The organism is Microtetraspora sp. AC03309 (assembly GCF_020826795.1).
GTDB classification, from domain to species: domain Bacteria; phylum Actinomycetota; class Actinomycetes; order Streptosporangiales; family Streptosporangiaceae; genus Microtetraspora; species Microtetraspora glauca.
In genome coordinates, this window is record NZ_JADDIL010000009.1 from 140958 (window position 1) to 155889 (window position 14932).

The window sequence follows — 14932 nt, forward strand, 5'->3', positions numbered from 1 at the left end:
TACAGCCGATCCGAAAGCCGCCAGGGAACTCGTCGAGTATGGTTCGGCATGGATGGGAAGAAAGTCGTGATCGCGTAGGATTCGACCCACGATGAGCCTTGAACCAGCGCCGCGCCACGCGACCGTCGAGCGCATGATCGGGATTCCCGCCGGGGAGATCGTCCTGCGGGACGAGGGCACGCGGACGAGTTGGAAGGTCGAGATCGGAGCCTTCCACCTGGCAACCCATCCCGTGACCCGCGAGCTGTACGGCGCCGTTCGAGGCGAGGCGCCCGCGAGCCCGGCGGGGCCGCGGACTCCGGTGACCGAGGTCTCCTGGATGGAGGCCGTCCGGTTCTGCAACCTGCTCTCGCAGGCGACCGGGCTCACCCCCTGCTACGCGATGGGCGACGACCCTGACGGGCAGGACGTGGTCTGCGACTGGGAGGCCGACGGCTATCGCCTCCCGTCCGAGGCGGAGTGGGAGTACGCGTGCCGGGCCGGGACCTCCGACGTCCGCTACGGAGACCTGGACGAGATCGCCTGGTACCGCGACAACTCCGGCGGCGAGGTGCACGATGTCGCGACCAGGGCGCCGAACGCGTGGGGCCTCCACGACATGATCGGCAACGTGTGGGAGTGGTGCTGGGACGTCTACGATCCCGGCGTCTACGGGCCGTACCGCGTGTTCCGCGGCGGAAGCTGGTCCGATCGCCCGCGAGGATGCCGGGCATCCTGCCGCCGCAAGAGTCACCCGACCTTCCGCATCGACGACCTCGGGTTCCGCCTCGCCCGGTCGCTGTGAGCGAGGGGACGCTCCTGTCGATGTGGCCCGGCGCGCGGCCGCTCCCTCAGGGGCTGACCGGACGGGCTTGTCCCGTAGGCGGGTCCGGGCGCTCGGCGCGCGGGATCTCCGGACGCTCCAGGACGACGGTCACCTCGAGCCCGCCTTCCGGGAGGGGGTGGGCCTCCAGCACGCCGCGATGGGCGTCGACGATGGCGGTGACGATCGACAGGCCCAACCCCAGGCCGTCGCCGGTCGCCCTCCTGCCGGTTTCCATGCGCTGGAAGGGCTGCAGGAGCGTGTCGACCCGGTCGGGCGGGATCACCGGGCCGCTGTTGGAGATCCTCAAGGTCGGACGGCCGGCCTGTACGGCGGTCGCCACCGTGATCCAGCCGTCGGGCACGTTGTGCCGTACGGCGTTGTCCAGCAAATTCGCGACCAGGCGTTCGATCAGAGCGGGGTCGCCGGACGCGGGTGCCGGGTGAAGCGCGGACCGGACGCGGACGCCCGGGTCCCCTTGGCGGCCGATGGCCTGGCGGGTGATCACGGCCAGATCGAAGGGCTGCCGGTGATCCAGTCCCTGCTGGCCGCGGGCCAGGGTGAGGAGGGCCTCGATCAGCCGCTCCTGGTGCTTGCCGGCGGCCAGCAGCCGTTCCATCACGACCCGCAGTGACTCGGCGTCGGCCTCCACGTCGGCGAGTGCGACCTCGACCATGGCCTGTTGCAGCGTCAGGGGAGTGCGCAGCTCGTGGGAGGCGTTGGCGACGAACCGCCGCTGCGCGGTGAACGCGGCCTCCAGCCGGTTCAGCAGCTCGTCGAACGTGTCGGCCAGTTCTTTGAGCTCGTCGTCCGGCCCGGACGCGGCCAGCCGCCGGTCGAGGCGGTCGGCCGTGATGCGCCGGACGGTGGCCGTCATCTCGCCCAGCGGCCGCAGCACGCGCCCGGCCATGAGCCATCCCAGCAGCATCGACGCGAACGCCATGACCGCCAGCGCGATCAGGGAGTTGACCAGGAGCCGGCGCAGGTTCTCGGCCTGCTGTTCCTCCACCTGGGGCACCGGGACCGGCAGCCGCATCCCACCAGGCGGCGTGGGAGCGGTCGGCGGCCCGGGGAAGGGCGAGTGCTCGACCAGGACGTAGATGAGCACGACCAGCAGCACTCCGGCCATCAGGAACAGGCCGCTGTAGAGCAGGGTCAGGCGCAGCCGCACCGTCCGTCTCATATTCGGTATCCGGCCTGTGGGACCGTCTCGATCAGCGGCGGGTCGCCGAGCTTGCGGCGCAACCGGCTGATCGTCACCTTGACGGTCTGCGTGAACGGGTCGGCGAACTCGTCCCACGCCCGCTCCAGGAGCTGTTCGGCGGAGACGACGGCGCCCCCGGCGGCCAGCAGCAGCTCCAGCACGGCGAACTCCTTGGGGCTCAGCGGCAGTCGCTGCCCGTCGCGGGTCGCGATCCGGGTGGCCGGGTCGAGACGCAGATCGCCGTGGACCAGCACCGGCGGAAGAGCCGGGCGTGACCGCCTGGCCAGGGCCCGGATCCGGGCGACCAACTCGGCGAAGGCGAACGGCTTGGGAAGGTAGTCGTCCGCGCCGACGCCCAAACCGGTCACCCTGTCCTCGATCGTGCCGGCGGCGGTGAGCATCAGCACCCGCGCCGGATGGCCCGAACCGATCAGTGACCTGCACACCTCGTCGCCGTGCAGTCCCGGCAGGTCCCGGTCGAGGACGACGACGTCGTAGTGGTTGGCCGAGGTGCGGTCGAGCGCGGCGTGGCCGTCCAGCACCACGTCGACGGCCATGCCCTCGCGGCGCAGCCCCGCGGCCACGGTCTGGGCGAGTTCCTCGTGGTCTTCGACCATCAGCACCCTCATGATCCCCCCAGGATGCGCCGGTGCCGGTTACAGCGGGGTAACCGTCGCCGTTCCCGACCCGTAACCGGCCTTCGGCTTTTCTGGCTCCATCGGCAGACGCCGACAGATGTCGGCAGACATCGATGGAAACGGAGGAACCATTATGTACGGCTCGATGATCAGGAGAACGGTTCTCGCCGCGGCGGTCCTGGCCGCGGGCGTGGCGGGGCCGGCCGCCCCGGCCCTGGCGTCCGCCGGGGACGGCGAGGCGTTCACCGCCTGCATGCGTTCGCACGGGCTGCCCGGCTTTCCCGAGGTCGCGGTTTCGACCGACGGGCTGATCAACCTCGACATCAAAGGGGAGCGCGTCGACGTCTTCTCCGACACGTACGGGGCGGCGGTGAAGGCGTGCGAGTCGCTGCTTCCCACTCCCGCCCATCTGCCGAAGGCGCCCGTCGCCCCGGAAGCGCCCACCGCCCCCGTCGCCCCGGATACGCCCGTCGCTCCGATCGCCCCGGATACGCCCGTCGCCCCGATCGCTCCGTCGCTACCGTCCTGATCAGGGGGGTCTCGGTCGTCCCCGGCGTGTTCCCGCGTCCGTCCACGAGCGGGAGGTGATCACGAACGGGACGGGCGGACGCGTGCCGTGAGTCGCTATTCGCCGGGAAGGGCCGACGCTTCGGCGGCCATGTCGAAGAAGCGCCGTTCCAGGTGGGTCGCGCGCTGGAAGACGTCGAGTACCCGTGACTGCTCCGCGTCGGGGAGATGGGGTCCGAGGCGGTCCAGCTCACCGCGGAGGAAGTCCACCCAGGCGCGGAAGCCGGGGCCGTCGTGCAGGCCGATCCACTCGCGGTGGACGAAGTTCTCCGGGAGTGGATCGCGTGCGCGGCTCGCCCAGCCGAGATACGTCCACTCGGCCACGCACAGCACCGCGATGATCAGCGCGTACCGCCGGCCGGCGCGCGCCTCGTCCATGAGGGCGCGGAAGTCCACCGTCACGGGCTCCAGCGTCTCCGGGACCAGGTCCGCACCCAGCGCCGCCAGGGCGCGGTGGAAGTAGCCCCGCTCGGTGTCGGTCACGGTAAGGCCGAGGAAGCGGCCGATGGGAACCCGAGCCTCGAACGAGTCGGCGCAGGCCACGGCGGCGCCGAGTAGCGCGGTGAAGGCGTCGACGAACTGGAAGTCCTGCACCAGGTAGTGGCGCATGTCGGCCTCGCCGCGGATGATGGCGGCGGCGAAGGGGTGCGTCACCACCGCGGTCCAGTCGGGCTCGCTGGACGAGCGCAGCCATTCGCTGAAGACGGGATCGCTCGCTGTCGTACGCCACTGGGCGAAGGGAATCACAGGGCTCCTCCGACTCGTGCTCGCTCCTGCATGGTCTCAAGGCGCGGAACTCGCCCGTCCGTTCCCCCTGCCCCTCTCTCGCCGACGATTCATCGCCAAAGCATGTGACGTTCCTTCTAGAACAAAGATCTGCTGCGTGTTTAAGTGGGTGAAAACGCAGCGAAAGGGACGCACGTATGGAGCAAGGGGAGTACCGGCGGCGAGCCAGAACCTGGCTGGAGGAGAACGCGGGAGCGCGGGCCGAGGCCGATCCCGGCACGGACGGCCTGGCCGCCGCGCGGGCCTTCATGGCGGAGCTGCACGACGCGGGCTACTCCGGCATCACCTGGCCGAAGCAGTGGGGCGGCCAGGGGCTCACCCAGGCGGAGGAGCGCGCCTTCGCCGCGGAGGCCAGGGACTTCACGCTGCCGACCTACGTCTTCTCGATCGGCCTGGGCATGTGCGGGCCCACCCTGGTGGACCTGGGAACCGACGCCCAGCGGACCAGGTACATCCGCCCACTGCTGCGGGGCGAGGAGATCTGGTGCCAGTTGTTCTCCGAGCCCGGTGCGGGCAGCGACGTCGCCGCGCTGCAGACCCGGGCCGTACCCGCCGGCGACGGCTGGATCGTCAACGGGCAGAAGGTGTGGACGTCGGTCGCGCAGCACGCCGACTTCGGCCTGCTGCTTACCCGCACCGACGTGGACGTGCCCAAGCACCAGGGCCTGACGATGTTCATCGTGGACATGCACGCCCCCGGCGTCACGATCCGCCCGCTCACGGACATGACCGGCCACGCCCGCTTCAACGAGATCTTCTTCGACGACGTCCACATCCCCGCCGAGAGCCTGGTCGGGGAGGTCAACGGTGGCTGGAAGTGCGCGGTCACGACCCTGCTGCACGAGCGGCTGTCCATCTCCGCCGAGGTCGGCATGAGCGGGCAGAAGGACAACCCCGCCACGTTCGCCGCGTTGCGGAAGGTCGTCGACACCTCCGACCCACTGGTACGCGACCAGCTCGTCGAGCTCCACATCCGCTCCCGCGCGCTGGCCCTGTTCAACCAGCGGCTGGCGCAGGAGACCAGGGCGGGGATCTTCCCCGGAGCCCGGGGGAGCGCGGCCAAGCTGCTGCTCGCGGAGCTCACCAACTTCAGCGCCGACCTCGCGGTCTCGCTGGTCGGCCCGGAGGCGGTCGCCTACGACGAGGGCAGCGGTGGCGGCGGGCTCGCCGGGGCGATCGCGCTGGCTCCCGCCATGTCCCTCGGCGGCGGCACCAACGAGATCATGCGCAACATCATCGGTGACCGCGTGCTCGGCCTGCCGCCCGAGCCCCGCCTGGACAAGACCGTGCCGTTCAAGGACCTGAAGGTGGGGACCCAGTCATGAACCTCGTTCTCACCGCCGAGCAGCAGGAGCTGCGCGCCGCCGTCCGCTCCTTCCTCGGTACGGCCTCGCCGCTCGCCAAGGTCCGCCGGGACATGGACTCCGAGCAAGGCTACGACCCGGAGGTGTATCGCAGGCTCACCGGCGAGCTCGGGCTGGCGGGGCTGGTCGTCCCGGAGGACCGGGGCGGCGCGGGGGCGGGCCACGCCGAACTGGCCGTCGTCCTGGAGGAGACCGGCGCCGCGCTGCTCCCCGGCCCGTTCCTGGCCACGACCTTCGCCGTGATCCTCCTCACCGAGCTGGGGGACAAGGAGCTGCTGCCCGGCGTCACGGCCGGGACCACGATCGCCACGGTCGCGCTGGACGCGGATCGGGTGCTCAACGGGGCCGAGGCCGACGTCATCCTGGTGATCGACGGCGGCGAGGTCCGCGCCGTGCGCGGCGGCGACCGTACTCCGTTGACCACGCTGGATCCGACCCGCAGGCAGGCGCGGGCCGCGCTGGACAGCGGCGAGGTGGTCGGCGCCTCCGAGGCGGCGGTCGCCCGCGCCCGCGATCTGTTCGCGGTGGCCCTGGCCGCCGAACAGCTCGGCGTGCTGCGCGCGACACTGGACGCCATCGTCGCCTACAGCAAGATCCGCGTGACCTTCGGCCGGCCGATCGGCTCGTACCAGGGCGTCAAACACAAGCTCGCCGACATGCACTGCCGGCTGGAGCAGGCCGAGTCGATCGTCCGGTTCGCCGCCTGGGCCGCCGACGAGTCGGCCGGGGAACTGCCCGCGGCGGCCGCGCTGGCCCAGGCGTACGTCGGGCGGGCCTGCTTCGAGACGGCCCGCGACAGCCTGCTGCTGCACGGCGGTATCGGTTTCACCTGGGAGCACGACGCGCATCTGTACTACAAGCGGGCGAAGTCCGACGAAGTACTGCTCGGGCCGACCCGCGTCCACCGGACCAGGCTCGCGGACCTGCTGGAGCTCTGACATGCCCGACCACAGCGAACTCGCCGGTTTCTACCGGATCGCCGAGGCCGACCCGGACCGGCCCGCGGTGATCGACGCGGACGGTGCGGTGACGAGCTACGGCGACCTGCACGCCATGGTCAACCGGGTCTCGCACGGCCTGCGGGCCCGCGGGCTGGCCCGGGGCGACGTGGTCGCCGGTGTGGTGCCCAACAGCCTGGACGCGGTCGTGATCCTGATGGCGACCGGGCAGATCGGCCTCTACCACGTCCCGATCAACTGGCATCTCACCGCGAGCGAGATCGGCTACATCCTCGACGACTGCGACGCCGCGATCGTGATCACCGCCCCGGCCCATGAGCAGACCGTACGGCAGGCGGCCGGCGCGGCCGAGGTCCACGTCGGCCTGGCGGAGCTCGCCGCAGGGCAGCCCTCTTCGCCGCCCGACGACCGCACCGCCGGGAGCGTCATGTGGTACACCTCCGGCACCACGGGCTTTCCCAAAGGTGTGCAGCGGCCGCTGTCCGGTGCTCGGCCGGAGGATCTCGTCCCTGTGTCCGTCTGGTTCCTCGGCGAGGTGTGCGACCTGCGGCCGGGGCCCGCCGTCCACCTGGTGACGTCGCCGATGTACCACTCCTCCCCGTGTGCGCACACGCAGTTCGCGCTGCACCTGGGCCATACGGTGGTGATCGCGCCGCGCTTCGACCCGGCCGAGATCCTGGCGCTGGTCGACAGGTACCGGGTGACCAACGCGATGATGGTGCCGACGATGTTCCACCGGATGCTCCGGCTTCCGGCGGAGGTGCGGGAGCGGTACGACCTGTCCTCGCTCCGGCAGGTCATCCACACCGGTGCCGCCTGCCCGGTGGCCGTCAAGCAGGCGATCATGGACTGGTGGGGGCCGGTGCTCTACGAGTACTACGGCTCCACTGAGTCGACGGTCGCCTTCGCGGTGAAACCGCACGACTGGCTGGCCCGCCCCGGAACCGTCGGCCGTCCCGCCCCCGGCTTCCGGGCGCGGATCCTCGCCGAGAACGGCGCGGAGCTGCCGCCGGGCGAACCCGGTCTGATCTACGTCACGTCCTCGCTCGGCGGCTTCGTGTACCGCAAGGACCCGGCCAAGACCGCCGCCAGTATGCGTGACGAGTGGTACACCCCCGGCGACATCGGCTATCTGGATGAGGACGGCTTCCTGTTCCTCTGCGACCGCCGTACCGACCTGATCGTCTCCGGCGGGGTCAACGTCTATCCGGCCGAGATCGAGGCCGCCCTGCTGGAGCACCCCGCCGTGGCCGACGTCGCCGTGATCGGCGTCCCGGACGAGGAATGGGGCCATGTCGTGGTGGCCCTGGTCCAGGTGGTCGAGGGCGCCGGAGTCACCGCCGAGGAGCTGCTCAAGCACTGCGAGCCCAGGATCGCCAGGTTCAAGCACCCCAGGGTGATCGAGTTCCGGGCCGAACTGCCGCGCACCCCGACCGGGAAGCTGTCGCGCTCCAGCGTCAGGGAGGAGTACCTCGCCACGAGAGGAAACGTCCGCTCCGACGTCGAGTAGTTTCCCCGCGGCGGGTGCGCGGGTCACTTGCCGGTGGGGCGGGCACGCACATGCATCCGCTCGCCCTGCGGCCCGAACAGGCTGATGAACTCGACCGGCTCCGGCCCGGGGTTGGCGAACGCGTGCGGTACGCGGGTGTCGAACTCGGCTGCCTCCCCCGCGGTGAGGACGAGGTCGTGCTCGCCCAGGAGCAGCCGCAGCCGGCCGGACAGGACGTAGAGCCACTCGTAGCCCTCGTGCGTTCGCTGCTCCAGCTCGCCTCCGCACCCGTGCCCGGCGGGCACGACCTGCTTGTAGGCGGCCAGCCCGCCCAGATGGCGGGTGAGCGGGACGAAGGTCATGCCGTGCCGGCTGAAGGGGCGGGGGTGGATGCGGGGGTCGCCGGTCGGCGGCGCGCCGACCAACTCGTCCAGCGGTACGTGGTGGGCGTGGGCCAGGGGCAGCAGCAGCTCCAGAGTGGGCTTGCGCTGCCCGGACTCCAGGCGCGAAAGGGTGCTGAGGGAGATCCCGGTCGTCTCGCTCAGCTCGGCCAGGGTGACGCCGCGTTCGCGGCGCAGCGCTCGCAGGCGCGGGCCCACAGCGGTCAAAACGGTCACGAGGTCACTGTCTGCCATCTTCCTATTTGCTGGGTTGGCAAGAGGATTTGTCAAATCATGGGGGCGGGGCGGAGCATCTCCCGTGGACGGAGGTACTTCGCATGACTGAGCGAACAAGAGAGATCGTTGCCCCCCAGGGGGAGGAGCGGCGTTACGAGGTCGTGGTCGTGGGTGGGGGAGCCGCCGGGCTGAGCGGGGCGCTGACCCTGGCCCGGGCACGCCGCTCGGTGCTGGTGATCGACGCCGGGAGGCCGCGCAACGCACCGGCTGGGCATGTCCACAGCTACCTCGGCCGCGAGGGCACGCCACCCGCGGACCTGCTCGCCACCGGCCGGGCGGAGGTGACCGGGTACGGCGGCGAGATCGTGGACGGCGACGTCGTGGCGGTCGAGCGCCTGGACGCCGGAGGCTTCCGTGTCGTACTCGACGGCGGGACCGCGGTCGTCGCGGACCGGCTGCTGGTGACCACCGGCCTGGTCGACGAACTGCCCCCGGTGCCGGGAGTGGCGGAGCGGTGGGGGCGCGAGGTGCTGCACTGCCCGTACTGTCACGGCTGGGAGGTGCGCGGCCAGGCGATCGGAATCCTGGCCACCGGGCCGCTGGCGGTCCACCAAGCGCTGATGTGGCGGCAGTGGAGCACGGACGTCACCCTCTTCGCGCACACCGCGCCTCGGATCGGCGATGACGATTATGAGCGACTCGTCGCCCGCGGCATCGCCGTGGTGGACGGGGAGGTGAAGGGTCTGGAGGTGACGGACGACCGGCTCACCGGCGTACGGCTGACCGGCGGCCGGGTGGTCTCCTGTCAGGCTCTCGTGGTCGGGCCGCGCTTCACCGCTCGTGCCGACATCCTCACCGGCCTTGGCCTGGAGACGACCGAGCAGGAGATGGGCGGACATGTGGTCGGCACTTACGTCGCCGCGGACCCGTCCGGAGCGACGCGAGTCCCCGGGGTGTGGGTGGCCGGCAATGTGGCCAACCTGACCGAGCAGGTCATCGGCGCCGCCGCCGCGGGGGTGCGCGCCGCCGCGGCCATCAACGCCGACCTGACCGCCGAGGAGACCAGCCGGGCCGTCGCCGCCCGCCGGCACGACCGGCACCACCATCCCGTACGCGAAGACACGGGACACGCGGACACGGGACACGCGGACACGGGACACGCGGACACGGGACATGAGCACACGAGGGAGCACACGCCGATGACAGAGGACAACGCCGCGACCGAGGAGTTCTGGGACGCCCGCTACGGTCAGAGCGACCAGATCTGGAGCGGGAACCCCAACGCCGTCCTGGTCCGTGAGGTCACCGGCCTTGAGCCGGGCAGGGCCCTGGACCTGGGATGTGGTGAGGGAGCCGACGCGATCTGGCTCGCCCGGCGTGGATGGCACGTCACCGCGGTCGACATCTCCCGCGTCGCCCTGGACCGGGCGGCGAAGTGGGCGGCAGCGGAGGACGTCGCCGATCGCATCGACTGGCAGTGGCACGACCTCGGGAAGTCTTTCCCCAGCGGCGTCTTCGAGCTCGTCTCGGCCCATTTCCTGCACTCGCCCGTGGAGTTGCCGCGAGAGGAAATCCTGCGGACGGCCGCCGCGGCCGTCGCGCCCGGCGGGGTCCTCCTCGTCGTCGGGCACGCGGGGTTCCCCTCCTGGGAGCACAATCCGCATCCGGAGCTGCACTTCCCCACGTCGGACGAGGTCCTCGACGCGCTTGACCTCCCCGACGGACAGTGGGAGGTCCTGCTCAGCGAGGAGTACGAGCGCGTCCAGACCGACCTTGAAGGGCAGCCGGCCACCCGTTTGGACAACGTGCTCAAGATCCGACGTCTGGGCGCCTGATCCCGGGCGGCTTCCTGCCCACGCATCGCACTCCTGGGGTGGTGCAGGGCTGTCAGGGCGCCGCGTGGCCGCTGCTCGTCGGCGCCGGACAGCGGTTGGTCTTCCTTCCGGCGTGACCAGAGGAGGCCGACCCCGGTTGTCCGCGAGCAGCTGAAGGTGGGGCCGTGCACGGAAGGTGTGCGGCCCCACAACCGGTGTGCGGCCCACTCAACACGCGGGGCGGACATCACGGTTCGCCCTCATCTGTCGGGGCCTGCCTGGTGCGGTGCGGTGCGGGCGGTTCGGGGCCCAGGGCGCACCGAGGTCGGAGAACGACCACGGCGATAATATGTGAGCCATGTCACACTTCGGAAAGGGAATGTCGGTTGCGACGGGGGATGTTGTAGCCGCTCGTGAGGTTCTCGGTGGTCATCGTGTGGCTCGTCGAGCGGTTGCACGTCGATCTGTGCCGCATCGACGGCGATCTCTGTCGCTGAACACGCCTTCGATCTCCCCCCTTCCTCACCCGCGTGCCGTGTCCACTCCGGCATGCCTTTCTCCGGAGTCTTGTTCGTGAAGAAGTTCTCCTTCTCCCTGCAGTTGCTGCTGGGCCTCGTCGTCGGCGTCGGCCTCGGGCTCATCGCCCGCGCCGCCGAGGTCGCCTGGCTCGCCGACACGCTGACCGAGGTCGGCAAGATCTTCGTCCAGCTTCTCAAGCTCGCGGTCCCGCCGCTGGTCTTCACCGCGGTCGTCGTCAGCGTGGCCAACCTGCGCAACGTCAGCGGAGCCGCCAGGCTCGCCGGAAAGACGCTCCTCTGGTTCATGGTCACCTCGCTGGTCGCGGTGGCCGCCGCGATCGGCCTCGGCCTGCTGATCAATCCCGGCCAGGGCGTCACCATCGCCACCGAGGGCGCCAAGGCCGTCGACCTGGACGGCGCCGGAACCTGGCTCGACTTCCTGACCGGCATCGTCCCGACCAACGTCGTCACCGCGTTCACCGAGCTCAACGTCCTCCAGATCGTCTTCCTGGGAGTCGTCTTCGGCGCCGCCGCCATGGCGGTCGGCGAGAAGGCCGAGCCGTTCCTGAACGTCAGCCGTTCGGTCCTGGAACTGGTCCAGAAGGCCCTCTGGTGGGTCATCCGCCTGGCCCCGATCGGAACCGCCGGCCTGATCGGTAAGTCGGTGGCCACCTACGGCTGGGATCTGCTGGCTCCGCTGGCGAAGTTCAGCGTGGGCGTCTACGTCGGCTGCTTCATCGTGCTGCTGGTGATCTATCCGGCGCTGCTCGCCCTCGTGGGCAAGGTCAGCCCGTTCACCTTCTACCGCAACGCCTGGCCCGCGATCGAGCTGGCCTTCGTCTCCCGCTCCTCCGTCGGCACCATGCCGCTGACCCAGCGCGTGACCACCGACCGGCTCGGCGTCGACCGTGACTACGCGTCCTTCGCGGTGCCGTTCGGTGCGACCACCAAGATGGACGGCTGCGCGGCGGTCTACCCGGCGCTCGCCGCGATCTTCGTGGCGCAGGTGTTCGACGTCCCGCTCGGCGTCGGCGACTACCTGCTGATCGCGTTCGTCTCCGTGGTCGGCTCCGCCGCCACCGCCGGCCTGACCGGCGCGATCGTGATGCTGACCCTGACCCTGAGCACGCTCGGCCTGCCCCTGGAGGGCGTCGGCCTGCTGCTGGCGATCGACCCGATCCTGGACATGATCCGCACCGCCACCAACGTCGCGGGCCAGATGGTGGTCCCGGTCCTGGTGGGACGTTCGGAGAACCGCCTCGACGAGAGTGTCTTCACGGCGCCGCCGCAGCCGCTCGACGACGTCCCCCCGGGTAAGGCCGCCGGGTCGTCCGAGCCGGCCCTCGCCTGACATCCCCGGCGGAAACACACGGGCGCGGCGCCCGCGACCTTCGACAACCAGGAAGGTCGCGGACGCCGCGCCCGTCGTCCGTCCGGCCCGAGGTCTTCACCTCGCCGGTCGTCGGATCAAGCCACGTTCTGGAGGACGCGGCGCAGTTGGTCGGCGTAGGCGCGGGGGTGGGTGGTGTTGCCGTTGTGGCCGCCCGGGAACTCCGTGATCTCGGTGCCGAGCACGACGGCCAGTTCCTGGGCGCAGCGGTAGTCGAAGACGGCACGCGGGGTGGTACGACCGGCGGCGGACACGATGCGCGTGGAGGTGGCGGGCAGCTCGGTGACGGACAGGGTGTCGCCGATGACGGCGGTGAAGTCGTGTTCGATGAAGAACCCGAAGTTGGCGACCCGCTGGGCGTTCATGGGCTGAGGGGTCAGGCCGGGCTCGGCGTCGGGGTTGGCCGGGTCGATGCCCAGCACCGCGGTGATGGCCTTGATCGCCGGCTCCAGTCCGTCGCGGCGATGAATCCGCTGGATCTCGGCCAGCTCTTCCTCGTGCCGGACCCGCTCGGCGTGGGGGAGCAGCCGGGGAGCGACCGGCTCGTGCGCGACGAGGGTGGCGATTTGGCCGGGGTGGCGGACGGCGAGGTGCAGGCCGATGACGGCGCCGAGGCTGCAACCGAGCATCAGGGCCGGTTCGTCGGTGAGTGCGGCGAGCAGGTGGTGGACGTCCTCCGCGTGCTCGGCCAGTGTCACGCCCCGGCCGGGGTCGTCCAGGGTGCTGCGGGACAGGCCGCGCCGGTCGTAGGTCACCACGGTGTAGTCGTCGCTGATCCGGTCGACCAGATCGGTGCTGCGGCCCGCGTCGCCTTCGCCGCTCTGGGAGATCAGCAGTGTCGGGCCCGTGCCGCGTACCTCGTAGTGGAGGGTCGCGCCGGGAACGGGCAGGCGGCCGGTCGTGGTGGTGGCCATGTCGACTCCTTCGATGTCGGGGCTTCTGGCGCCGTACTCGAACCATAAAGCATCAAATTTGATACATCAACCTAGATGTATCTTTTCTGATGTACCTTGGACGCGTGAACGGAGTCGAACTGTTCCTGCTGGGGCGCACGCTGATGAAGATCGGCGAGGAGGCCCTGCCCACGGAAGGGCTGGGCGACCAGCCGACCAGCGTTCGGACGGTCCTGATCGTGGTCAGCGACGTGCGGGCGCATCCCGGCAGCGCGGTCGGGGAGATCGCCACCCGCACCGGCCTACCGCAGAGCGCCGTGTCCGCGGGGGTGGCCCGCCTCCGCGAAGCCGGCGCCGTCGTCACCGAACCCGACTCCCGCGACCGTCGCCGTCTCCTGATCCGGCCCGCCCCCGAGATCTCCGACCGGGTGGAACAGGTCCGCTCGACCTCCATCGACGGTGCGCTGGCGAAAGCCCTGGACACCGCCGACCCGCAACGGGTCGCCGAGATCGTCGCCCTCCTGGAAGAGGTCGCACGACACCTGACTCCACAGGCACTCGTCCGCCTACGCAGCGAGGACGTCCAGTAGACGGTCGCTTTCGGCGGCGACGACGCGAGGAGCCGGGGTGATCCGCTCGGGTCTTCGCGATCATCAGTCGTCATCGACGCTTCGGACAGACCCGGCCGGTGCGGTGGGCGCGCGCGAAGGACGTGCCCGAGAAGCGGTCACTACCTGACCGCTTCTCCTGCGACTGTGGTCACCGAGCAGGGGCAGGCGAGCCGAGCCCATCAGAGTCTGGGCGGCGGAGCTGCCGTCACGCGTTCCGTCATGGCGCCGCCGGCTCCCACCGGACCAACACACGACTCGAAGGCAAGGACGTAGCGGTGAAGATGCGCGCACGGGGCCGGACCGGAATCCAGGTCGGCCCCCACTGCCTGGGCACCATGACGGGCGGCCAGGCCGGGGACCCCGACCGCGGGGGCGGCCCGCCGGAGATGGGCCTGCGCACAGGCCGCTACCGCAAGGGCCGGCCCGAGCCACGGAACGCGCGGATGAAATGGGTGCCCCGGCTCCTGACCGACGAGCGCGCGGCGGCGTGAGCCGATGACCGTTCTCGACGTCCGGGCGCTCAACCGCGCGACGCTCGCCCGCCAGTTGCTGCTCGACCACGCCGACATGCCGGCCCTCGACGCCGTCGCGCACCTGTGCGGCCTGCAGGCCCAGGAGCCGCAGGAGCCGTTCGTCGGGCTCTGGTCGCGGCTGCGCGCCTTCGACCCGGCGGACCTCTCGAACCTGCTGATCGGCCGAAGCGTCGTACGGACCCACCTCATGCGCCGCACTGTCCACCTGCTGACCGCCGACGACGTCCTCGCATGGCGTGCCCGCCACGACGCGATGCTGCGCCAACGGGTCCTTGGGACCTACCGCGGCGAGCTCGACGGATTGGACCTCGACGAGCTCGCCGAGGCGGGACTGGCGGTGATGGCCGACGGCGAGCCCCGGTCGATGGGCGAACTCGCGCGAGCCCTCGCCGACCGCTGGCCGGCGCCAGGCACGCGGGCACTGGGCGAGATGCTGGTCGCCGCCCTCATCCCGATGGTGCAGCTGCCGCCCCGCGGGATATGGCGCACCAAGGCGGGCGTGCGCAACGTCCCGCTCTCCTCCTGGCTGGGCCGCAAGATCGACCCGTCCGCCCTGGACGGCTCGGACCCGGTCGGCCAGGAGCTGGCACGCCGCTATCTGGCCGCCTACGGCCCCGCGGCCACGGCCGACCTACGCGCCTGGTCCGGCCTCGCCGGACTCCCCGCCGCGGTCGCCGCGATACGGGAGGAACTGGTCACCTTCCGCGACGAGCGCGGCCGAGAACTCCTCGACCTCCCCGACGCTCC

The 14932-nt window shown here is 70.8% G+C and carries 15 protein-coding genes; 10 read left to right on the forward strand and 5 right to left on the reverse strand.

The features are described 5' to 3' along the window. Nucleotides 1-91: 91 nt before the first annotated feature. Entirely contained in the window at nucleotides 92-784 is a 693-nt protein-coding gene (locus tag IMZ11_RS07420; protein WP_228638904.1) for a formylglycine-generating enzyme family protein, read from the forward strand. A 46-nt stretch (nucleotides 785-830) separates the two neighbouring features. Here the strand turns inward: IMZ11_RS07420 and IMZ11_RS07425 are convergent, their stop codons facing one another. After that, complete coding sequence (locus tag IMZ11_RS07425) at nucleotides 831-1985, reverse strand: cell wall metabolism sensor histidine kinase WalK (RefSeq protein ID WP_228638906.1); 1155 nt, start codon at nucleotides 1983-1985, stop codon at nucleotides 831-833. Further along, nucleotides 1982-2635, reverse strand: coding sequence for a response regulator transcription factor (locus IMZ11_RS07430; RefSeq protein ID WP_061258486.1), 654 nt, complete (start codon nucleotides 2633-2635; stop codon nucleotides 1982-1984). Before IMZ11_RS07430 ends, IMZ11_RS07425 begins: the two co-directional genes overlap by 4 nt. A gap of 154 nt (nucleotides 2636-2789) precedes the next feature. On the opposite strand from IMZ11_RS07430, the gene IMZ11_RS45895 reads away from it, so the two are divergent. Then, nucleotides 2790-3173 carry a hypothetical protein gene (locus IMZ11_RS45895; protein ID WP_305075852.1) on the forward strand — a complete coding sequence of 128 codons (384 nt, stop codon included), beginning with the start codon at nucleotides 2790-2792 and terminating at the stop codon, nucleotides 3171-3173. Between the two features lie 95 nt (nucleotides 3174-3268). Here IMZ11_RS45895 and IMZ11_RS07440 read toward each other — a convergent pair whose 3' ends face one another. After that, a complete protein-coding gene (locus tag IMZ11_RS07440; protein WP_228638908.1) occupies nucleotides 3269-3958 on the reverse strand; it encodes a TenA family protein in 690 nt (229 codons plus the stop codon). A gap of 176 nt (nucleotides 3959-4134) precedes the next feature. Between IMZ11_RS07440 and IMZ11_RS07445 the strand changes: the two genes are divergently transcribed. From IMZ11_RS07445 to IMZ11_RS07455, 3 genes are read left to right on the forward strand one after another with little or no spacing between them, the layout of a single operon-like run. After that, nucleotides 4135-5322, forward strand: a complete 1188-nt coding sequence (locus IMZ11_RS07445; protein WP_228638910.1) for an acyl-CoA dehydrogenase family protein — start codon at nucleotides 4135-4137, stop codon at nucleotides 5320-5322. Further along, nucleotides 5319-6299, forward strand: coding sequence for an acyl-CoA dehydrogenase family protein (locus IMZ11_RS07450; protein ID WP_228638912.1), 981 nt, complete (start codon nucleotides 5319-5321; stop codon nucleotides 6297-6299). Before IMZ11_RS07445 ends, IMZ11_RS07450 begins: the two co-directional genes overlap by 4 nt. A 1-nt stretch (nucleotide 6300) precedes the next feature. Continuing rightward, a complete protein-coding gene (locus IMZ11_RS07455) occupies nucleotides 6301-7830 on the forward strand; it encodes an AMP-binding protein (protein WP_228638914.1) in 1530 nt (509 codons plus the stop codon). Nucleotides 7831-7853: 23 nt separating this feature from the next. Here the strand turns inward: IMZ11_RS07455 and IMZ11_RS07460 are convergent, their stop codons facing one another. Then, the gene (locus IMZ11_RS07460) at nucleotides 7854-8444 is read right to left on the reverse strand and encodes a helix-turn-helix transcriptional regulator (protein ID WP_061258481.1); all 591 of its coding nucleotides are present in this window, start codon (nucleotides 8442-8444) and stop codon (nucleotides 7854-7856) included. A gap of 83 nt (nucleotides 8445-8527) precedes the next feature. Between IMZ11_RS07460 and IMZ11_RS45900 the strand changes: the two genes are divergently transcribed. Together IMZ11_RS45900 and IMZ11_RS07475 are read left to right on the forward strand one after the other, a co-directional pair. Then, nucleotides 8528-10261, forward strand: coding sequence for an FAD-dependent oxidoreductase (locus IMZ11_RS45900; RefSeq protein WP_305075853.1), 1734 nt, complete (start codon nucleotides 8528-8530; stop codon nucleotides 10259-10261). 552 nt (nucleotides 10262-10813) lie between these two features. Continuing rightward, the gene (locus tag IMZ11_RS07475) at nucleotides 10814-12109 is read left to right on the forward strand and encodes a dicarboxylate/amino acid:cation symporter (protein ID WP_228638916.1); all 1296 of its coding nucleotides are present in this window, start codon (nucleotides 10814-10816) and stop codon (nucleotides 12107-12109) included. A gap of 116 nt (nucleotides 12110-12225) precedes the next feature. Here IMZ11_RS07475 and IMZ11_RS07480 read toward each other — a convergent pair whose 3' ends face one another. Continuing rightward, nucleotides 12226-13062, reverse strand: coding sequence for an alpha/beta fold hydrolase (locus IMZ11_RS07480; protein ID WP_228638918.1), 837 nt, complete (start codon nucleotides 13060-13062; stop codon nucleotides 12226-12228). Nucleotides 13063-13166: 104 nt separating this feature from the next. Here IMZ11_RS07480 and IMZ11_RS07485 point away from each other — a divergent pair, with 104 nt between their 5' ends. From IMZ11_RS07485 to IMZ11_RS07495, 3 genes are all read left to right on the forward strand, one after another. After that, nucleotides 13167-13631, forward strand: a complete 465-nt coding sequence (locus IMZ11_RS07485; RefSeq protein WP_228638920.1) for a MarR family winged helix-turn-helix transcriptional regulator — start codon at nucleotides 13167-13169, stop codon at nucleotides 13629-13631. A gap of 296 nt (nucleotides 13632-13927) precedes the next feature. Next, nucleotides 13928-14143, forward strand: a complete 216-nt coding sequence (locus IMZ11_RS07490) for a hypothetical protein (protein ID WP_228638922.1) — start codon at nucleotides 13928-13930, stop codon at nucleotides 14141-14143. A gap of 4 nt (nucleotides 14144-14147) precedes the next feature. After that, nucleotides 14148-14932 (forward strand): winged helix DNA-binding domain-containing protein (locus IMZ11_RS07495; protein ID WP_228638924.1); only part of this gene is annotated, 785 nt, incomplete at its 3' end.